Annotated in this window: 20 protein-coding genes and 3 pseudogenes; 3 read left to right on the top strand and 20 right to left on the bottom strand. The window is 36.7% G+C overall.

Annotated features, from left to right (window positions below):
• The first annotated feature begins 351 nt into the window (after positions 1-351).
• On the top strand, positions 352-1,248 hold the full coding sequence (locus ACQKNS_RS24285) for a 3-hydroxyacyl-CoA dehydrogenase (RefSeq protein WP_427645810.1): 897 nt from the start codon (positions 352-354) through the stop codon (positions 1,246-1,248).
• Between the two features lie 198 nt (positions 1,249-1,446).
• Here ACQKNS_RS24285 and ACQKNS_RS24280 read toward each other — a convergent pair whose 3' ends face one another.
• Positions 1,447-1,611 (bottom strand): hypothetical protein, encoded by a 165-nt coding sequence (locus ACQKNS_RS24280; RefSeq protein WP_427645809.1) that lies wholly within the window; start codon positions 1,609-1,611, stop codon positions 1,447-1,449.
• Between the two features lie 138 nt (positions 1,612-1,749).
• Here ACQKNS_RS24280 and ACQKNS_RS24275 point away from each other — a divergent pair, with 138 nt between their 5' ends.
• Positions 1,750-3,117: an MFS transporter gene (locus tag ACQKNS_RS24275; protein WP_427645808.1), complete on the top strand. Its 1,368-nt coding sequence runs from the start codon at positions 1,750-1,752 to the stop codon at positions 3,115-3,117.
• A gap of 158 nt (positions 3,118-3,275) precedes the next feature.
• On the opposite strand, the gene xerS is transcribed toward ACQKNS_RS24275, so the two are convergent.
• From xerS to mntA, 4 genes are all read right to left on the bottom strand, one after another.
• Complete coding sequence (gene xerS / locus ACQKNS_RS24270; RefSeq protein ID WP_427645807.1) at positions 3,276-4,403, bottom strand: tyrosine recombinase XerS; 1,128 nt, start codon at positions 4,401-4,403, stop codon at positions 3,276-3,278.
• Between the two features lie 132 nt (positions 4,404-4,535).
• On the bottom strand, positions 4,536-4,697 hold the full coding sequence (locus ACQKNS_RS24265) for a hypothetical protein (protein ID WP_427645806.1): 162 nt from the start codon (positions 4,695-4,697) through the stop codon (positions 4,536-4,538).
• Between the two features lie 15 nt (positions 4,698-4,712).
• On the bottom strand, positions 4,713-5,117 hold the full coding sequence (gene hepT, locus ACQKNS_RS24260; protein ID WP_427645805.1) for a type VII toxin-antitoxin system HepT family RNase toxin: 405 nt from the start codon (positions 5,115-5,117) through the stop codon (positions 4,713-4,715).
• Positions 5,107-5,514: a type VII toxin-antitoxin system MntA family adenylyltransferase antitoxin gene (gene mntA, locus ACQKNS_RS24255; protein ID WP_427645804.1), complete on the bottom strand. Its 408-nt coding sequence runs from the start codon at positions 5,512-5,514 to the stop codon at positions 5,107-5,109. Before mntA ends, hepT begins: the two co-directional genes overlap by 11 nt.
• Before the next feature lie 549 nt (positions 5,515-6,063).
• Between mntA and ACQKNS_RS24250 the strand changes: the two are divergent.
• Positions 6,064-6,338: pseudogene (locus ACQKNS_RS24250) on the top strand (alpha-ketoglutarate transporter); the annotation flags it as partial.
• 1,265 nt (positions 6,339-7,603) lie between these two features.
• On the opposite strand, the gene ACQKNS_RS24245 reads toward ACQKNS_RS24250, so the two are convergent.
• From ACQKNS_RS24245 to ACQKNS_RS24175, 15 genes and pseudogenes are all read right to left on the bottom strand, one after another.
• Positions 7,604-8,086: a DinB family protein gene (locus ACQKNS_RS24245; RefSeq protein WP_427645803.1), complete on the bottom strand. Its 483-nt coding sequence runs from the start codon at positions 8,084-8,086 to the stop codon at positions 7,604-7,606.
• A gap of 257 nt (positions 8,087-8,343) precedes the next feature.
• Positions 8,344-8,508 (bottom strand): DUF2197 domain-containing protein, encoded by a 165-nt coding sequence (locus ACQKNS_RS24240; protein ID WP_427645802.1) that lies wholly within the window; start codon positions 8,506-8,508, stop codon positions 8,344-8,346.
• 22 nt (positions 8,509-8,530) lie between these two features.
• Positions 8,531-9,160: a TetR/AcrR family transcriptional regulator gene (locus ACQKNS_RS24235; RefSeq protein WP_427645801.1), complete on the bottom strand. Its 630-nt coding sequence runs from the start codon at positions 9,158-9,160 to the stop codon at positions 8,531-8,533.
• Positions 9,161-9,362: 202 nt separating this feature from the next.
• Complete coding sequence (locus ACQKNS_RS24230) at positions 9,363-9,671, bottom strand: hypothetical protein (protein WP_427645800.1); 309 nt, start codon at positions 9,669-9,671, stop codon at positions 9,363-9,365.
• A gap of 347 nt (positions 9,672-10,018) precedes the next feature.
• A complete protein-coding gene (locus ACQKNS_RS24225) occupies positions 10,019-10,843 on the bottom strand; it encodes an STAS domain-containing protein (RefSeq protein WP_427645799.1) in 825 nt (274 codons plus the stop codon).
• A 311-nt stretch (positions 10,844-11,154) separates the two neighbouring features.
• On the bottom strand, positions 11,155-11,565 hold the full coding sequence (locus ACQKNS_RS24220) for a hypothetical protein (protein WP_427645798.1): 411 nt from the start codon (positions 11,563-11,565) through the stop codon (positions 11,155-11,157).
• Positions 11,566-11,706: 141 nt separating this feature from the next.
• Positions 11,707-12,112 (bottom strand): annotated as a pseudogene (locus ACQKNS_RS24215) (NUDIX domain-containing protein); the annotation flags it as partial.
• Between the two features lie 290 nt (positions 12,113-12,402).
• A complete protein-coding gene (locus ACQKNS_RS24210; RefSeq protein WP_427645797.1) occupies positions 12,403-13,299 on the bottom strand; it encodes a LysR substrate-binding domain-containing protein in 897 nt (298 codons plus the stop codon).
• Positions 13,300-13,353: 54 nt separating this feature from the next.
• Positions 13,354-14,319 (bottom strand): formylglycine-generating enzyme family protein, encoded by a 966-nt coding sequence (locus ACQKNS_RS24205; RefSeq protein ID WP_427645796.1) that lies wholly within the window; start codon positions 14,317-14,319, stop codon positions 13,354-13,356.
• Between the two features lie 39 nt (positions 14,320-14,358).
• Positions 14,359-15,864 carry a sulfatase-like hydrolase/transferase gene (locus ACQKNS_RS24200; protein ID WP_427645795.1) on the bottom strand — a complete coding sequence of 502 codons (1,506 nt, stop codon included), beginning with the start codon at positions 15,862-15,864 and terminating at the stop codon, positions 14,359-14,361.
• Between the two features lie 311 nt (positions 15,865-16,175).
• Positions 16,176-17,615, bottom strand: a complete 1,440-nt coding sequence (nhaC, locus tag ACQKNS_RS24195) for a Na+/H+ antiporter NhaC (protein ID WP_427645794.1) — start codon at positions 17,613-17,615, stop codon at positions 16,176-16,178.
• A 60-nt stretch (positions 17,616-17,675) separates the two neighbouring features.
• Positions 17,676-18,040, bottom strand: a pseudogene (locus tag ACQKNS_RS24190) (amino acid permease); the annotation flags it as partial.
• Positions 17,991-18,128 (bottom strand): hypothetical protein, encoded by a 138-nt coding sequence (locus ACQKNS_RS24185; RefSeq protein WP_427645793.1) that lies wholly within the window; start codon positions 18,126-18,128, stop codon positions 17,991-17,993. The gene ACQKNS_RS24185 and the pseudogene ACQKNS_RS24190, both read right to left, overlap by 50 nt.
• 35 nt (positions 18,129-18,163) lie before the next feature.
• Positions 18,164-18,376: a tautomerase family protein gene (locus ACQKNS_RS24180; RefSeq protein ID WP_427645792.1), complete on the bottom strand. Its 213-nt coding sequence runs from the start codon at positions 18,374-18,376 to the stop codon at positions 18,164-18,166.
• A 21-nt stretch (positions 18,377-18,397) separates the two neighbouring features.
• Positions 18,398-19,186, bottom strand: a complete 789-nt coding sequence (locus ACQKNS_RS24175; protein WP_427645791.1) for a 2-keto-4-pentenoate hydratase — start codon at positions 19,184-19,186, stop codon at positions 18,398-18,400.
• Positions 19,187-19,189 lie beyond the last annotated feature (3 nt).

Below are 19,189 nucleotides of genomic sequence, written 5' to 3'. Positions count from 1 at the left end.
GTCTTTCATCACACAGGGCAATCGTCCAAACCGTAGATGGTCTGCAATCACAGTCGAAGAGGGCGTTCTTAGGGAGAAATACTACTTTTTTAAAAGAACAAAGTTGGTAACAATACACGATTTTTGAAGGCCTAAATGTCATGCCTTCAAAAGTCGTGTACCAGAAAGCGCGGGATGTGTACTATATATGCAAAACCAACCAGACAATAGAAAAGGCCAGGTGGTTCCTTTCCAAATCAATATAAAGAACTATACATAAGGACAAGAATATAATACTTTCATCATTTGGTTAATCTTCAAAATTATTCAGAACAAGGTGTAAATAGGACCTTTGAAAAGGAGATTGAAAGTATGGAATATATGAATATAACTGTTGCTGGTAGTGGTGTTTTAGGAAGTCAGATTGCCTTTCAAACGGCATTTAAGGGATTCAATGTAACAGTATATGATATTAATGATGAAGCTATAGAACGTGCAAAGGTTAGAATCAGAAATTTAAAACAGCGTTATCAAGAAGATTTAGGGGCTCTAGAGGAAGAAGTGAATTCGGCTTATAATCGCATTTCTTTTTGCAGTGATTTATCAGAAGCAGTATCCAATGCTGACCTCTTGATTGAAGCCGTTTCTGAAGTAGTTCAAATTAAAGTTAATTTTTATAAGGAGTTAGGGAGAGTAGCACCTGAGAAGACCACTTTCGTGACAAACTCTTCTACATTATTACCAAGTCAATTTGCGGAAGCGACAGGACGCCCAGAAAAATTCTTGGCTTTACATTTTGCAAATGAAATTTGGAAAAACAATACGGCTGAAATAATGAAACACGAGGAAACCGACATGAATGTGTTCGATGATGTGATTGAATTTGCAAAAGCGATTGGTATGGTGGCCATACCCCTATACAAAGAACAACCAGGGTATATTCTAAATACTTTATTAGGTCCGTTTTTGGAGGCTGCTACGTACTTGGTGATGAATGGAATTGCTGATCCAGAAACGGTTGATAAAACTTGGATGATAGCTTCTGGTTCTCCGATAGGTCCGTTTGGTGTTTATGATGTTATTGGTTTTAATACTCCATACAATGCCCTTCTTGTAAAAGCAAAAGGTGGTAACTATAAAGCTGCTGAAGTTGCGGAGTGGTTAAAAACAGAGTTTATCGAAAAGGGGAAATTCGGAAGAGAATCTGGAGAAGGCTTCTACAAATATCCTAACCCTAAATACATGAAACCAGATTTCTTGAAAAATTAAATGCTAGACTCATATACTTTCTGACTAGTTAGTATTGGTTTATTAATTGACCCTACTGTGGATATTTCCGTAATTCCAAGGTATCTACCGCCTAAATGGAGTGTGAATTTATATTTTAACTCCCTTCTATTAATAGAAAATGTTACTTTTTCCTTTTTTATCTGCTGTTAAGTGTACTTTCCGCCATTTCGATGTGTATTACCGGCATCGTTCGGCTGTCCTCTCAACTGAGCAAAAACCAATAGAATTTAATTTTTTTCCTGTACTTAATTTTATGCAACTATTTGTAAGCTGAAAAAAGTGCTCAAAGTTAAATAGTGCAACATATTTCTTAGATGTGGTTTTTATAATATCTTGTTCCATAGGCGTTTCTCCTAATATTGAGTTTTATGGAGAGGGGCTAACTGTACACTATCGGGGTGTATTGTATGGAATTAACTCTTGGTAAATGTAATGCAATGCTAGTGTTATTGTATAAAATATTTTCTAGGAGAGATGGTTATGTTAGTAAAAGAAGATAGCGAGAAACCACTTAATTTAGAATTAGAAAAACCAAGAATAAAAGAAATGTGGGCATATGGCCTGGCTTCTTATGGTATTTTTTCTATCTGGACACTTATTGGTACATTTCTAACCTTTTACTACACAGAAATTGTTGGATTGACCGGGGTTGTAGTAGGAACGCTCATGTTAGTCACACGAATTTTTGATGGGGTAACCGACATAGGAATGGGAGTAATCGTTGATAAAACGAATTCAAAACATGGAAAAGCCCGTCCTTGGTTACTTTGGATGGCCTTTCCATTTGGGGTTTCAACCGTATTTTTGTTTAGTGTCCCAAATATTGAAGTGGAAGGAAAGATCCTTTATGCCTATGTAACTTATATGTTGTTTGTAATGGCTTATACTGCTGTATCCATCCCATATAAAACATTATTAGGACTGATGACTCAACACCAACATAGTCGGTCTTTATCTAACGTTTATTCATCCGTTCTAACTCTAGCTGGAACACTCTTCGTAGTTATTTTAACCCAACCAATATCAGAAGCAATAGGGTGGCCCGCTCTTGTTTCAATTTATGCATTATTATCAATGATCACCATCTATGGTACCTTCCGTTCAACAAAGGAAAGGGTAGGATCGACTACATCTCAAGAAGAAAAGGTATCGATATTAGCAGGAGTGAAATCATTATTTAAAAATAAGTACTGGCTTATTATCTCTGCATATGGTTTTATTTACTATGCCATGCATGCAGTTATTACTGGTGTTGCTTTATATTACGCTACCTGGATTTTAAAAGATGGTGACGTATTCCCACTCCTTGCCTTTACTTTGATGGTACCAATGCTATTAGGTGTTTTCATAGTTGGTAGGTTAGTTTCTAGAGTAGGGAAGCGAAACACAGTTATGATTGGTAATATTCTTTTAATTATTAGTTTGTTTGTCAAAATGATTGACCCATACGATCTAACAACATTTTTAATCGGTAATATCGTCACAGGTCTTGGTTTCGCTCCAACCTCTGCGTTATTATTCGCAATGACTAACGACACAGTTGAGTACGGAGAATATAAAACGGGGCAAAGAACAATTGGTTTAGTAAACAGTGGTTTAAGTTTTGGAATAAAAGTCGGATCAGGACTTGGGCTTGCACTAATTGGTTGGTTATTGGGATATGGAGGATATGTTGGAGGGGCAAGTGAACAGACGTCATTAGCACTTCAAATGATAATAGCCCTAAACATATATGTTCCCATAGCATTAGCCATTATTACGATCCTGCTTTTGCTAATATTTAATCTTGATAAACAATATTCAACGATATTAGCGGAACTTCATAAAAGAAAATCCAAATCTTTATAAAGTAATTTTAAACAACCTAATCGCAGTTCATTTTTCCTTTCATAAAATCTATATTCAATGCATAGTAATTTTACCTCAATTATAATCCATTGTTTGGATTTTTCATTATAAGTTAAAGCTAACCAATAAAAAAAGAGAAGACTAGAAAATCTTCTCTTTTAATCCCTTTCACGATAATTGGTTCTTCTCTCACCCAGCTTTTTCGCAGCCTTTTTAGCCTTCTCCTGTTCAGGGTTTGTATAGAGGGCAGCCGTTGTGGTCGACGTATGACCCAGTTGAGTCATCAGCAAATGAATATCTCCTGACTGCTCCATTAAATTCGTCCCATAGGTATGCCTCAGTTTGTGTGGGGACATGGATTTATTGGACTTAAAGGCCTTCGTGTATTTCTTTACTAACGCCTCGATGGCGCGGTTGGAAAGGGGGGTGGCTCCATCATTCACCCTAGTCAAGAATACATAGGCCGCATCATCGTTTGATCCCCTATAACGTTCCGATCGCACAGCTAGGTAATCTTTTATGTCCTGCATGGACGGAGGGGAGACTGCCACTACATCCTTTTTTCCACCCTTACGTAATACATGTATCTGTTTTTCCTCGAAATCCAAGTCTCGTAGCCTTAAGTTGGATAACTCATTCACCCGGATGCCACTTCCTAAGAAGAGGGATAAGATCGCAAAATCACGTTCCTTGTCCCTTTTAAAGTATATGAGTTTCCTGGACTTTTCAGGTAGCTCTCGTTCATAGTCATGCTTCACGAATTCAAGAAACCGTGCATCCTCATCATTGTGGAAAATCTTCGTCGATATTCTGGAAGCACGCGCCCCCAAAGTTTCCTTCACTTTATTCACTTCAATTTTCAACATGACATTCCGATAGAAGTAAGGTTCGCCGTCTTCATTTTCCGTCTGGGTCGTTAAATACTTGAAAAGGGAACGTAGTGCTGAAATTTTCCGATTGACGGAAACCTTTTCCGCTTTTTTTGTTTCCTGCTTATTGATGGGAATATTTCTTCGTTCCAAAAATTTGATAAAGGATTGAGCTTCGATCAACTTCAACTTTTCCAGCACGGACAGGGGGATATCCTTAATAAGCTCCTGCTCAGCAATGCCTTCCGCAATCAGCCACTCCAAGAATAATTTATAATCAAGAACGTAATTCAAGAGGGTGGAAGGGGACCGGGTATCCAATTTATTGTCAACATATTCAACGATATAGAAAGGCATGGACTTAACCAGCTGTTCCAATTTCTGCTCATGGACTTGATGTTGTCTGGTATTGGCCATTTTTGACTCCTTTTTAAATTTAATTTATGCGTAAAATTCAATTTTTACGAATAGTTGTTTACATAATAATATTATGTTCAAGCTAATATACTAACGTTATAGGTCCTGAACAGAAGGGTAGGACTGAAATAATTAACTTTTCACAGGAACTTTTACATACTCATATTTTTCTGGGTTTTGGAGTTTATGGTTTTCGATAGCAGCTTCAGCAGCATCTTTCGTTTCAAAGATTTTATCTACCTTGATTGTTTCTTTATTTGTACCGAGATCGTAAACACGGATTTTGTAATTCATCATAAAACTCCTTTATTAAAATTTGAGGATTTGTTTTGTATAGTCTGTGAAATCCTCAAGATGGTTCGCAACAATTTGCTGTAAAATGTCTAGATTCACCGTCTGGTAATCATGAACGGCTATGTTTCTGAAACCCACCATGGCCTTTAATCGTTTGACCGTATTTTCGTCAATAATTAAGGCCTCATGAAGCATATCAAAAGCATCTCTGCTGGTTTGGGGCAATCCTAATTTCCGTTCAGCTACAATATGCATAGCCAAGTCGATTGACGCTTCGCAGGCCCTTTGTATATTGAGGATGATGGAGTCTTGTTTTGTATAGTCCTTTAGGTTTTCTGGATTGTTTTCGTATACAACCTTAACCCGATTCATACAGCGTTCTATCACACTGATTTTGTTCAATATCACATCATTCTTCATAGATGGTCCCACTTTCTCCAATTTTTTTTAAGATATTTTCGCGTTCCTCGTTCAATTTAGCGTACATGCTTAGTGCAGTCATTTGGAGGTTTTTAAGAAGAGTGTCATTCGCTGAATATATAATGGTACCGGTACTATATATCTGGGCTTTAAATACTGTGGATGCTGTACGGATATTGACCAAATCCACCTCGATTTTCAGAATATCTGCCAATTCCTGTCCTAGCTGAAAAACTTCATATGTAGTAAGCGATTGATTTTCACTGTAGAAAGCAATATCGATATCACTGTCTTTATGTGTAGATTTTTTGGCATAAGAACCAAAGATAATAATGAAAACGGGATCTATTTTTTTTATGAGAGTATCTTGAATGGTTTGAAACATCTCTGTATACATAAGACACGCTCCCTTAATTATTATAAGAAGATTATACCAAACATTCATTCTCACGTCCATTTATTCGTAAAACTGAAATTTTACGCATAATTAAGGAAGTCTGATTCTCTTCCCCAAAACGAAGTCTGAAAAAAAGCAACTGTCAAAATCAATACATAAAGACGTCTGTAAATATAAATCCTTATATTTACCGTTTTGCCCCTGTCCTGTTTTTTATAATTTTATAGAGTGAAAGCCAATTTTTGTTGTGTACATTTTAGAAATAAATGCTGCCGAAGGATTTTTGATACAAAAATAAAAGAATGCCTCGTAATGATTAAAAGTCACGTGAGAGCATTCTTATATCTCTTGAAATAGCTTTTTAGTTAAGTTAAATAAACATGGTGACTTGATTACGGTAGTCCTGCCCCATCTTTATTTGCAGTCGCAATTCGTTTTGGCTTGATTTCACAAAGGATAGCTTAACTGTATACTGCTGGTTGTGGTATCATGACAGATTCCTCTTCTCATTCAGAACTGATCTCGCTCCAGCCTGATGCGTCGTTAAGGAGCCTTCTTATGGGAGGCTACGCTGATCGTTATGGGCGTCGTGCCGTGCTTACGCTTTCCATCACCGCTATGGCCGGTGGTTCTCTGATCATTGCTTTAACCCCAAGATATAATACCATTGGTGTGTTGGCTCCCATTATTCTGGTTCTAGCACGGCTGCCCCGCTATGTGGAGAGTATGGAACCTCGGCAACGCACCTGTCCGAGAGTGCAAGCAGTGGCCGACGCGGCTTCTACTCGAGTTTTCAGTATGTCACACTTGTTGCCGGACAACTGTTTATTCGAATTTTGATATTACAGAATAAAAAACTGAACTTTTTATTGACCCATCTATTGCATCATCTTTAATCAACAGACTCACATTTTAGTTCATTAAGATTAATCCTTTTTTCAGTAATATAGATTAATATAGATTAATCTAGATTAATCTATATTACTCATTTAATTCTCAGTATAGATTTGATTTTCACCCCAAAAAGGTCGGAATCAGTATCTTATTGGGGTGAAAATCAACAAAATATAGCTCTACTCAAAATTCTAATCTAGAGTAGATTTCCTTAAGGTTATCAGGAGAAAATTGGAGTTGATATGGAGAATGTGTCTCCCAGACATGGTGCTTTTCACCACTCAACATTTTTTATGAGATTTTTAATCGTGAGCATCTTTTTGCTAATGCCCACATCTTTTAAAAGAGCCCTTCCCTACTAACCAATGTTTCTTTGTAAATCATATATTCTATCGAGGTGTATACTGTAATACATAGTAAGTAATATGTTTATCAAACTAGTTACTTAAAGTAAAACATTTAATATATTCAATGCTTACTACGTTCATTGTCATCCGTTCCTTGGTTCTAACAAATTGCAGTGCCATTAACCTTATTCTTAAGATTGAAGTTAAGGTATTATTCTGTAATTATTTCTACAACAAAGTGTAAATTCAAAAAATGAAGCAGCTCTTAAAACAACTGCTTCACTCATTGACAGTCTAGCTTATTAACTACTTTAGCGAGAATTTTTATGTAATGTAACATAAAAAAAATAGGTAGGATATTGAACAAAGAATAATGAACAGCATTAGACACAACAGCAACGAGGTTTCCCTTCATTTATAATCATATATTCTGTCGTCCTCCTTTTTTATTTCTAAAAAAGGTTCTGCAACTCCTGGTGAATAAGCTAACCTTAAATCACTCATATTTTGTACGGTGACTTTATAGTATTTAATTTTGACGTTGATTTAATAGATTTTCGAAAAATAAACCCTATCTTTATTTAATATGTGATTAACAATTTCCTGTTTATTATCCAATTCATTCTCCTCATTCCCTATATAACAATTACAGGTATAAGTACCTTATATATTTAAAAACGAAACCTATTTATGGAAATCTATATTGGGTAATACAAATAGAATCTATGTCACAGTACGAAAACACTGCGCTTATTGAACTAACCTGCCCCTTTAGTTGAACAAGAAAAAAGGATTGCCGCAGCAATCCATTCTAGAGAAAAAGTTCCAATTAGCAGCTAGTCAACTTCTCATTCATTCGCCTTCCAACTGTTTTGCAGTTTCCTAATATAAATTATTTGACCGATATGATATGCATTATGGGTAGTTGCATTTCCAAGAATTTGCCACCACTTAACATTTTCAGGAAAACCTATAACATCATTTTCTATTTTTTCATTAGTTAATAACTCTTCCCACTTTAAAAGGACTTCTAATAAGATTTTTTTCAAATCTTTAAAGGACATATATTCAGGACTTAAAAAGCTCCGATTATTATCTCCGATTGAAGATACAGCGTCTACGTTGGATTTTTCGTACCTGGTTTGCCAAGTTTGATTCCAATAAATCAGATGTTGTACAATTTCAGCTATACTGTTACTATCTTTGCTTGGCTTCCATAAAGCCTGTTCTTCCGTCAAATTTTCAACTGATTCTGAAAATGGCTTGTACCAACTAGGGTCATTAGCATTCGCTAAGAACTGGTCAGAAATAATATCTTTTACGTTGGTCATTCTATTCACTCCTCAATTCTAATTTGAATATAGATCCCTAAATTAAGTACAACAGGCATCCTCCCTAATGTTAAAATGATTTTCCTAATCATTTAGTTTCGAGACAACCACTACAAAAACCTTTTACTTGTTCAACTAATCTGCCCCTATAGTTCCATATGAAAAAGCTGCCTTATAGACCTCCGATCTTCAGATAACGCACCCGTTAGTTTAAGTACAATCCTTCACAATCTATTAGTAGGACTCTCCCCAAAAAACTATCTAAAGAAATTTTTGATTGCTTCAATGCGTATTTTATGAGCACAATCATCGCAACAAAAAGTCCTACTCTTTCTTTCCTTAAATTGTTTATATTTTAGTGAACCTTCGTATACTCTGAATATTTTTTTACAACTATAACAAAGTACCTCATAGTAAATCATTGTTATCCTCCTATGTGACACATTACTTTTTAGTTGATTTATCGAAGATTGTAACCAGTTCTCTAGTATACTCCTGAACATCTAAATGTGGTTTTCTCATTAATTCAATGGTGAACCCGTCAACGGCATTTCTTATTGTTAACGCCATCACCCTTGCCGATGGTCTTGTAAATTCTCGGAAAATTCCTTCTTGCATCCCTAGGGTGAGAATATTTTCAATTGGAAGTAAAATAGTTTCATCATGGTCTGCTGCAAACCGAAGTTTACCATCAGCAGTTCTCTGATTAGAAACCGTTTCTATAACAGCGAAAACATGCTTCCGATTTTCATCTACGAATGTAAGATTGGATTCAATATACACCCGAAGCATTTCTTTAGGAGATTTTTGAGCTTCTATTCGTGGAACAATATATGATTGCCAAGCCATATAGTATTCAATAGGTATTTGCTCCAATAATTCCTCTTTATTTGCAAAGTGATATGAAATAACCCCCTTACTGATTTTTGCACGTTTTGCAATTTGTCCTAAAGAGGCTTGAGCGTAACCTACTTCTGCGATTGTTTCAATCGCACATTCCACAATTTGAGCTCTACGAGCTTTTTCGATGAATGACATTTGTTTTTGGTTAGTTGGATTATTTTTTTTACTCATGTTCTTATTTTAGTACAGTCGTACAAAAAATCAACCAAAAAACATTTAGGTGAAGATTATCTAAATGTTTTTGAACCCCTTTATACAACTATCCTGCCCCTTTAGTGCAATAAGAAAAAGCTGTCTTAAAGACAGCTCCGATCTTCAGCAAACGCACCCGTTAGTTAAGTAAGTCCGTCATACAGAGTAGGAAAAGATTTTTTCAAGGGGAATATTGTATGGATCGCCCAGGTGTGTGATCTGGAAATTGTGCAAAGACCGTATTTTTTTTCTTGTTAAAAGTGGCAGTTTCTACTGTTGCAGTCAGCTCGACTGTTTCAGGCTCCACCTCTTCAGTAGTTGCTTCCGTTCCTATATCCGTAAACATGACGGCTATGATAAATAGGATCAATGATACAAGCATAAGTCCAAACATCATAAGAGCTTTCTTGAATTTCTTCTCCACCAAGAAAACAATCGCCGTCACAAGAAGAGCGACTGCTCCCCAAAAAATAAAAATGCTAACTGCCATTCTCTTTTCCCCCTAGGCTCTATCCAAAACAACTCATTTTACCATCACAGCAAGAGGTTAGAGAGTGATTAACAAAAATACAAATATGTAAAATTATAGGTGACTCGATAGAGTTAAGTCCGAATTAATCAATGAATGTTTACGAATCGTATTTAAGTCGAAGGACTTACTATAAGGTGGTGTTTTAAGGCCCTAGTAAGCCGTATAACAAGTGTTAGCGTTTTACTCAATAAAAAAAAGTTCACAAAACTATTAAACGGTCTGTATGACCGAAATACTCGAAGATTTTTGTGTTCCTTAATGAAGAGTTGACACATACTGTGCAGTAAAAAACTTGGGGTAAGATTTTAAAGTATATCCTTAATTGCCAAATGTAAACTTGAAGATGTTTTTTCAGTAAGTTTAATATTTAATTTAACCATTGTTTGGGCAATTTCTGGACGAATGCCAGATAATCGGGTTTCTATACCAATAAGCCGTAAAGAATCAATGACTTTAAATATTTGATCTGCGACCATTGTGTCAAGTATAGGTACACCCGACAAGTCAATAACAATATAGTTTAAATTAAATTTGGTTCCTATTTCAAGTGCTTGACTCATTAGATGACTGGCTCTTTGTGTGTCAAGAACACCTATGAGTGGAATTACACCTATCTCGGTAGTTATTCTTACGACAGGGATGGAAAGATCATAAGCTGTTGTTTCTGCTAGAGTTATTCTTGCTGAATAGCTTCTAGAATATGAAATACTGAGCCAATGAATCGCTCTATCTATCACAGAATCAAAGGCTGATAGAATATTATAAAAGTCATCAATTGTCATTGAAAAATCCTTAGCCATATCTTTTATAATTTCGCCAATTGTATCTCGATAAAAACGAACTTCTTCAATAGCCAAATCAAGAGGCAAATTGAGATTAACCAGTAAGTCAACTGTTTCCATACCCCATGTTTTTAATATCTTATAAATCTCTTTCTGATCTTGATTAATAGACATTGCATATATATCAATAAGATTTTCTCTCCAAATTTTAATCTGACTAGCAACATCGCTTGTATATGTGTTTGAATCGAACTCAAAACGTTGTAGGGCGAGCTTTTCTTTTATAAATAAAATATGATTTGAAATCTCTTTAATTCTTGAATTTAAGATGCTTTCGGTGTTTTCCAAAAGAATTAACCTCCTAAATTATTATACTCTTTACTGAGATTATGGCTGCAGACCGAATAACAGAGCAGGAGATACTGTAAGGGGAATTAATTAAAAACAATGGGTGAATGGGCATGTACTAATGTTCAAATGGCTACAGGTTTATCAGTGCATAAACTCTAGATAAATGATTATAACACATTTTCTATTAGTAAATTGTTTAGCGAACAGTTCGAAGACACTATGCTTGTTGAACTATCCTGCCCCTTTAGTTCCACAAGAAAAAGCTGCCTTAAAGACTGCTCCGATCTTCAGCTAAAGCACAGAAACCTTTATTTTTCAAATCTCACTAACGTTTTTTCTGGTATTTCAATCTGGTCAATATCAAAGTTATTGATTTGGAAAGTTATCTCACCCTCTCGCTTATTAGTTTCATCTCCAACCCAACAGCTATACAGTTCAAAATAATCCCCTTTTTCAAGATAGCTGTCCATTCTTTTACAAAGTTCTAACAGTTTTACTTTTGATTCAGCACAGGTTTCTTGATTCATATATTCCGAAATCTCAATTCCCCAATGACTTGATACCTCGTAAACATAAGGGGTAGTAAACTGATATTTTTTTACATTTTGCAGTTCGCTATCTCCTGCAAAACATCTTCCAATGTAAAAAGAATCATCTGAATATTCATCATGGTTAATTGGTAATTCTATATTACAGCCAATGTAGGAAGCTAAACTCATTCTTACCGACTCCTTTGATAATCCTTTTTAAACTATTCTGCCCCGATAGTTCCATAAAGAAAAAGCTTCCTTAAAGACAGCTCTGATTTTCGGCTAACGCACCCGTTAGTTCTTTAACTGGAGGCACACCCATTTGAAAAATTAATCAAAATAGACAGGTTCTTGTGGATATGTTAATGCTTAAAAGCCAATTCAATTTGTGATTCTGTATTTCTAGCTATTGATAATGATGGTAGTTCATTTTCAGCAAAAAACTCAACTGCACTCGTTTTTAGTCCTTCTTTAGGTTGTCCCCCAATTACTTCACATAGGATAGACATTTTATAAACGTGATAAAGTGAAGGAGGGTGTGGGATGACACTTCTTATCAAGGACACCTAACAATTTAATCGCTTAACATCAAACCCTGATTCTCCCTTACTTCTTTGACTGCAACTTCACTGGGAGCTAATCCTATGTCGCCCCAACCTCCTGGTAAAGACCAACCTCCATCAGTGTTTTCTCTAACCATTAAAATCTTATTATCTCTAAAGACAACCGACCTAATCCTGAAAGATATTAGAGTATTAACCCATTCATTTTATCATCACGTCAATCCAGATGAACTCGATATGTATCAGCGAATACCCATTATGTTGAAAGTGTATTTGTTATCTCGACCAGTTCTTGTCGTCCAATTGCAAATCTGCTAAGCATTGATAAAGCTGCCACTGCTGGCGGAATCTCAATGAACCTTTATGGGCAAAAACGTTCCAAATGATGTGCTCATTGCAGAAATGGAAAGAAACAAAAAAAGGACAAAATCCACCATGAAATGGTAAATTATGTCCAAAACATTTAATCAAGCCCGATTCGCTGAAATAAATAATTACGGAACTCTTTGACCAATCCCTTTGTAATATACTCTTTTTTCTGCACGATCCACAAGTTCCTTTTAAAGTCTATGCCCTCGATTGATAAAGCCTTTAATGAACCCTCTCTTATTTCTTTTTCTAGTGTGAGCTTAGATAAAATGGATATCCCTAAGTTCTCTTCGACTGCCCCTTTGATTGCTTGTGTACTTCCGAATTCCATATAAATCTTTAATTGTTCAAACACTTGAATGTTCTTAAGTATATCTTCTACAACTATTCTGATTCCAGAATTCTCTTCCCGCCAGATAATTTTTTCAGCCATTACTTCTTCTATACATACTTTTTCCCAATCCTTCCACTTATGATTAGCGGAACAAACAACCACAACCTCATCTTCGGCAAACCTTTTTACTTTATATTCTCCGCCTTCCACTTCTCCTTCAACTAAGGCAATTTGGATTTCATCCCTTTTTAATTGTTTGAGTATTGATGGTGTACTTCCAATTTTTAATGTTACCTCAATTTCGGGAAATTCCGTTTTAAATTCCCCTAGTATTTTAGGTAATAAATATTCCCCTATTGTTAGAGAAGCACCAATATTCAAAGCAAAACTACCCTTTTCTTTTGACTCATTAACAATAGCCAAGGATTGGTCAAAATCATTCACGATTTTTTTGGCAATTGGATATAACACTTTTCCGCTTTCTGATAAAGTTAGTTTTCCGTACTCTCTTTCAAATAATAAAGTATCATAGACTTTTTCTATTTGATGAATCTGTCTAGTAACAGCTGGTTGAGTAAGATATTTTTTTCTTGAAGCCTTATTAATGCTCCCTTCCTCTACAACAAGACAAAAAACCTCTAGATTTTCTATCTTCATTTAATCACCACTTTATATCTTCAGAGTTCTTAATAATATGGTAGATTTCCTATGTTATTCAATATCTGCAGCACACCGGAAACCCAAATTTCCTGATGAACTATCAGGGGTATTGGAGCTTCGGGCAGCCACACGATATCGGTTACAATATGATTTATGACATAGATAAGACCCACCTTTCATCACACGTGTTGTCCCTTTTTCAGGTCCAATGGGGTTTTGGCAGAACTTTGCCTGAGTATGTACTTTGGAAAACCAATCCGAACACCACTCCCATACATTTCCTGATACATTATATAAACCAAACCCATTCTGTGAGAATGCATCAACTGGAGCAGTTGAAAGATAGCTATCCTCCCCTGTATTTTCTATCGGAAACCTGCCTTGCCAAATATTACAGCGGTGTTCTCCTTTATAGGTAAGTTTATTCCCCCAAGGATATTTCTTCTTCACTAATCCTCCACGAGCAGCGTATTCCCATTCTGCTTCTGTAGGTAGCCTTTTGCCCGCCCACTTACAATAAGCCATCGCATCGTTCCATGAAATGTGGATAACAGGGTGATTCATCCTATCAACAATAGAAGAATCAGGACCTTCAGGGTACTTCCAGTAAGCCCCCTCTACCGCAAACCACCATGGAGTTTCCTTTGGTGAATGAGTTACCCGTTTCTTCACTTCCTCAGATAGAAATAAGTGAAACACAAATGACCACCTATAACGTTCTGCATCTGTAATATACCCAGTATCCTCCACAAACTCCTTGAATTGTGCATTTGTGACAGCATAACGGTCAATGGCAAAAGGTTTTAAGTATACTTTTCGAATCGGTCCTTCCCCATCATCGGGAAAGCTTTCTTGTTCATCCGTCCCCATTAAAAATTCTCCACCAGGTAATTTAATAAGATTTTCTTCATGTCGTGTTAACTTTGTTGGTGTTAACTCATAAACTGCTTCGCATAGTGAGATACTGCTTCCTAATCCATTTTCCCTCTTCGCAGTACAACAGTTTTTTTTAGACAATCCTTTTCCCCCCAATCGGATGAATATTTTCAGTTAAAATTAGTGTAGTCCCATCGGATGAAAGAATGGATAGGCATTCTTTCTTTTTTCTTTTTCCATGGCAGATAGTTCAAGCCCCGGAGTAACAGCTGTTAGTTTGTTATCAAAAACAGCTGGATCATTTTCACGGTTAGATATAATTTCCACTAACTTACTTCTCCATTCATCTACTAATTGAGGCTGCTTCAAGGTTAAGTTGTTCATTTCATCCGAATCCTTCTGAATGTTAAAAAGCAGCTCTGTTCCATCTTCTTCATACCAGATATATTTCCATTCGCCATTGGTTATCATAAAAGAGCGTTTCCCTGTAGCCCCAAATTCCCCCAGTATGACTTCCCTTACAGATTTAGAGGAATCATTTACAAGCGCTATCAAACTCTTTCCATCAATATTGTTTGGAATTATTGCGCCACCTAGTTCACAGCATGTTGGAAGAATATCCTGTAAACCTACAACCGAATGATTAACCGTACCCGGAAGCCATTCTGAATGAAGTTCATTTGAACTATCTCCTCTTCCTACTAGCGGAGGAGTTATGATTAACGGAATATTACAAGATCCCTTCAAGAAGTTCGTTTTTTGCCAGAGATGGTGATCACCTAGATTATCTCCATGATCGGATGTGAAAATAAACCATGTATTATCAAGGATGCCCTCTTCACGAAGAGTGCCAATGATTCTATTAATTTGCCTATCCACTTGAGTAACCAATGCAAAGTAGGCACGATACGCCAGGTCAATTTGCTTGTCAGTCATCGTCTCTCCAAAGGATAATCCTAATTCATGAAAGACCGAATGATTCTCAGCCCAATCACCAATAACGGGGCGAGGCATTTCATCTCGATCGTACATATAGAGATCCTTTAATAAAGGGGCTAAAGGTGGATGAGGAGCAGTAAATGATGCCCAAATGAATAATGGACTGGTCCAATCTCGCCGTTTAATTTGTTTACACGTTTCATAGCCAATCCACTCAGTCGGATGTAAATGATCCGGCAAATGCCATGGTGTCATGGTGTATCCGTTTATTGACATACCATGACCAAATGCCATGCCAGGATATCCTTGTTCCGCTAACCATTGTTCATAGTCTCCATACCCTCTTTTTTCTCCATTTGGAGCCCCGAATGGACGTCCTTCTTCCCAAAGAATCATATTGTTAAACCCATAATGGCGACGTTCTGGATATGTATGCATTTTACCAACTACCATCGTTTGATAACCAGCATCACTTAATTGTTTAGGAAGGGTTTCTTGTACAGGTAGTTCAACGCCTTCCCGATATTCCGTTAGTCCTAAGCTGTTACCCTCAAGCCCTGTCATGATAGTTGCTCGAGCCGGGATACAAATAGGTGTAGTGGAGTATGCTTGGGTAAAACGAACTCCTTTTTTTGCTAACATATCAATATGAGGGGTTTGAATTAGGTCATGACCTGTACATCCCAATAAGTCCGCTCTTAAATGATCACATGAAATCATCACAATATTAGGTTGATTATTCTTCATCATTGTTGCCTCCTATTATATAAACTAATGATGTCAATGGTTCACAAAATCTTTTAAACTTTTATTCACTACAGTAAACATAATTCTCTCCTAATGCACCCACACTTATTTGTTACAAAAATCGCCTTTAATTTAACACGGCAATTAAATCAATATTAGCGACTTTTTTAAATCTAAAGACTTATATAAATACGAAAAAAAGGGAGATAAATTGTCCCTTTTTTTATTTCCAATGTTGGGAAGGCCTATTAAAGTTCATAGGCTAAACTCTTTTCCTTCATCAGTAATCCTTAACGAAGAAAACAACTGTTTTACATTACCACTTCCCTTTCATCAGGTTCAGATTGAGAAATTGAATCAGTCCCCTTTTCGGGATAAGTTTTATTCACAATGCTGATTCCGGTGTAACCATAAATTAGATTAATCAAAGGGATTAAGAAAGAAAAGAAAATAAATGGGATAAACTCTGTAGGACTAACTCCAAGGACTTTTGCAGCAAATAAAGCATTTACACTCCAAGGTACTAGATTAATTCCAACCGTACCGGCGGCCTCTATACAACGTGATAGATTTTTAGTATCTAAACCACGTTGCTTATATGCTCCTACAAAAGCTCGGGCAGGAAGGATGATCGCAAGATATTGAGCCCCACTAGCAAACCCAATGACTAAGGTTGACAGAATAGTTGAAAATATCAAAGAGCCAGTCGTACGAGCTTTGTTTATAAATGAATTAAGGACCGTCTTAAGTACCCCCGTACCTTCAAGTATACCCCCAAATGCAGTAGCCAGTATTACGAGTGCAATTAATTCGAACATTGATTTCATTCCACCTTGATTAAGTAAGGAATCTAGTAATTCAAGACCAGATTGACTGGTGTAACCATTTGTAATGGACTGAATCACTTGGCTCAATGAGCTTCCTTGGAAAGCAATAGCCGTTATGCCGCCAAGGACACTAACAAGTAAAAGAGAAGGAATGGCTGGAAACTTTCTAGTCACTATATAAATCGTTAGTACAGGCAATAAAAGTAATACAGGATTAATATTGAACGTTTGATTTAAAGCGTCCATGATGGCGCTTACTTTCTCAAGGTTAATAGAATTTCCTGAATATTGCATACCAAAGAAGTAGTAAAGAACAAGACAAATCGCAAATGCTGGAATAGAATCCCATAACATATGTTTTATATGGCTAAAGAGGTCGGTATCGACCATTGCAGGTGTCAAGTTAGTCGTGTCAGATAATGCTGACAACTTATCACCAAATAGTGCACCAGAAATGATCGTCCCTGCAACGAGAGCAGGTGGAAAACCTATTCCCTGCCCAACAGCCATAAATGCTAGTCCAATTGTAGCAATAGCTGTAAAGGAACTTCCTGTTGCAAGACCCAAAATGGCAGTGGTAATCGCAACGGTGGGCAGGAAAATATCTGGGCTTAAAATATCCAAACCATAGTAGATCAGAGTTGGAATAACCCCACTTAGAATCCATGTACCAATAATGGAGCCTATGATGAAAAGCATAAAAATTGCAGTCAAAGCCCTGGAAACACCGTCGCTCAAAAATTTTTCTAAATCGCTCCATTTATACCCAAGATACAGACCAAGTAATGCTGTAGTAACAATACCAGTTAATAAAGGGACAAACATTCCTGCGTTCCAACGGAGAATCGAAAAAGCAGCTGAAATAACAATTATTAGCAGCGGTAAAATAGCTTGTAATAAACTGGGTTGTTTCACATTTGACATTCTATGCACCTCTTTTTAATAATATTGTAATGCTATATCCGAGCCACTATATATACTCCGAAACCCAGCTCTAGATAGTGAAAACATCATAGAGTAGAATATAATTGACTGTTCATAGCCGAAAGTGCAGCAATAAGAACAACAAAGTTCATTATTCCAGCCGCTCCAGGGATATAGAGTGTATCCATAACGTTAACAAGCGGACTTTCATTTCCACTTCCCTCATTCCAAGGCACAATCATTAGCATTAGAGAAAGTGTTAACAAATAAAATAAGATTAATCGAACAACCGCGGATCGAAGTGCACAGGGAACAGCTTTTTCAGGTTCTTTGGCTTCTCCAGCACTAACTGCAATCATTTCTTTACTAAAATAACTAAAAAGAGAAATGAAAACTCCAATCCACATACCCCATACTCCATTTGGTTAAAATCCTAAGTTGTGTTGTTTCCAATCCCTTATTTAATCCATTCTCCCTTTCCATAATATCTTGGAATGGATCTTTTTCTTTCATTTAATCCCCTCCTGATATAGAACCCTATTTCTGTTTCACTTTTCCACTTCATCTCCCTTACTTCTAAACTCATTCATAGTAAATCCACACGTCCCCCAATGTGTATCAGGGATTTCAGTGACCAATACCCTTACTTGCTCGGACTTTACACGAAGGTTCTTCATCGCAGCCTTTGTTACATCTGCAATCAAGCCTTTAATTTGTTCGTTATCTCTGCCTTTTAAAATTTGAATTTGAATGACCGGCATAGAAAACCTCCAAATCTAGTATTATTTACAAAAGAAAGATACACTGCCTAATCCATCAAATTGGGCAATAATAGAGTCTCCCGCTTCAAACGCGATAGCTTCTGATAAAGCACCAGTTAGAACAATATCACCCTTTTTTAAGCCTTCATTTCTTTGTCCAAGTTTATTGACTGCCCAAGCAACAGCTGTTGCAGGATGACCCAAAACGGCAGCGCCCGCTCCAACTGTCGCAACCTCACCATTCTTAGACATGACCATTCCTACATTGGCTAAATCGAGTTTCTCTGGCTTCACCCACTTGCTTCCTACTACAAAACGTGCAGAAGAACAGTTATCAGCCACCACATCAGGAAGCGTAAATTTGAAATTCAAATAACGACTGTCAATGATTTCAAGAGCTGGCGCCACATATTTGACTGCCTTTAAAACATCTTCCGATGTTACATTCGTCCCTTGAAGATCCTCTCCTATTAAAAATGCAATTTCCGGTTCTGCTTTTGGATGAATCAATTCTTTACTGTCTATCGGTTCCCATTCGGTTGAGAGCATATCATTTAATAGATAACCATAGATGGCTTCATTGATTCCCATCATTTCTTGCTTCGCTTTGCTTGTCAGGCCAAGCTTCACACCCACATGCTTGGCACCTTCTTTTATTTTCCGCTCAATCAACTGCTGTTGTAGGTTATATGCCATTTCCATCGTTAATTCCGGATAACGTTCTGTTACTTTTATCACTTCCCGGACTTCCTTCTCAGCTGAAAGAAGATATTCGACAATTTCAATATCCGCACCTTTTGTTAATGTCATTCC

The sequence above is a fragment of the Peribacillus sp. NPDC094092 genome, assembly GCF_050279365.1.
In the GTDB taxonomy this organism is placed as follows: Bacteria; Bacillota; Bacilli; order Bacillales; family DSM-1321; genus Peribacillus.
Note: the sequence above shows the minus strand (reverse complement) of the source record. Positions and strands in the feature narration are given on the sequence as shown.

What these genes read in the sequence shown, in the direction of transcription:
- ACQKNS_RS24285 (WP_427645810.1), top strand. Translation starts at nt 352, where the DNA reads ATGGAATATATGAATATAACTGTTGCTGGTAGTGGTGTTTTAGGAAGT.
- ACQKNS_RS24280 (WP_427645809.1), bottom strand. Translation starts at nt 1,611, where the DNA reads ATGGAACAAGATATTATAAAAACCACATCTAAGAAATATGTTGCACTA.
- ACQKNS_RS24275 (WP_427645808.1), top strand. Translation starts at nt 1,750, where the DNA reads ATGTTAGTAAAAGAAGATAGCGAGAAACCACTTAATTTAGAATTAGAA.
- xerS (WP_427645807.1), bottom strand. Translation starts at nt 4,403, where the DNA reads ATGGCCAATACCAGACAACATCAAGTCCATGAGCAGAAATTGGAACAG.
- ACQKNS_RS24265 (WP_427645806.1), bottom strand. Translation starts at nt 4,697, where the DNA reads ATGAATTACAAAATCCGTGTTTACGATCTCGGTACAAATAAAGAAACA.
- hepT (WP_427645805.1), bottom strand. Translation starts at nt 5,117, where the DNA reads ATGAAGAATGATGTGATATTGAACAAAATCAGTGTGATAGAACGCTGT.
- mntA (WP_427645804.1), bottom strand. Translation starts at nt 5,514, where the DNA reads ATGTATACAGAGATGTTTCAAACCATTCAAGATACTCTCATAAAAAAA.
- ACQKNS_RS24245 (WP_427645803.1), bottom strand. Translation starts at nt 8,086, where the DNA reads ATGACCAACGTAAAAGATATTATTTCTGACCAGTTCTTAGCGAATGCT.
- ACQKNS_RS24240 (WP_427645802.1), bottom strand. Translation starts at nt 8,508, where the DNA reads ATGATTTACTATGAGGTACTTTGTTATAGTTGTAAAAAAATATTCAGA.
- ACQKNS_RS24235 (WP_427645801.1), bottom strand. Translation starts at nt 9,160, where the DNA reads ATGAGTAAAAAAAATAATCCAACTAACCAAAAACAAATGTCATTCATC.
- ACQKNS_RS24230 (WP_427645800.1), bottom strand. Translation starts at nt 9,671, where the DNA reads ATGGCAGTTAGCATTTTTATTTTTTGGGGAGCAGTCGCTCTTCTTGTG.
- ACQKNS_RS24220 (WP_427645798.1), bottom strand. Translation starts at nt 11,565, where the DNA reads ATGAGTTTAGCTTCCTACATTGGCTGTAATATAGAATTACCAATTAAC.
- ACQKNS_RS24210 (WP_427645797.1), bottom strand. Translation starts at nt 13,299, where the DNA reads ATGAAGATAGAAAATCTAGAGGTTTTTTGTCTTGTTGTAGAGGAAGGG.
- ACQKNS_RS24200 (WP_427645795.1), bottom strand. Translation starts at nt 15,864, where the DNA reads ATGAAGAATAATCAACCTAATATTGTGATGATTTCATGTGATCATTTA.
- nhaC (WP_427645794.1), bottom strand. Translation starts at nt 17,615, where the DNA reads ATGTCAAATGTGAAACAACCCAGTTTATTACAAGCTATTTTACCGCTG.
- ACQKNS_RS24185 (WP_427645793.1), bottom strand. Translation starts at nt 18,128, where the DNA reads ATGAAAGAAAAAGATCCATTCCAAGATATTATGGAAAGGGAGAATGGA.
- ACQKNS_RS24180 (WP_427645792.1), bottom strand. Translation starts at nt 18,376, where the DNA reads ATGCCGGTCATTCAAATTCAAATTTTAAAAGGCAGAGATAACGAACAA.
- ACQKNS_RS24175 (WP_427645791.1), bottom strand. Translation starts at nt 19,186, where the DNA reads ATGACATTAACAAAAGGTGCGGATATTGAAATTGTCGAATATCTTCTT.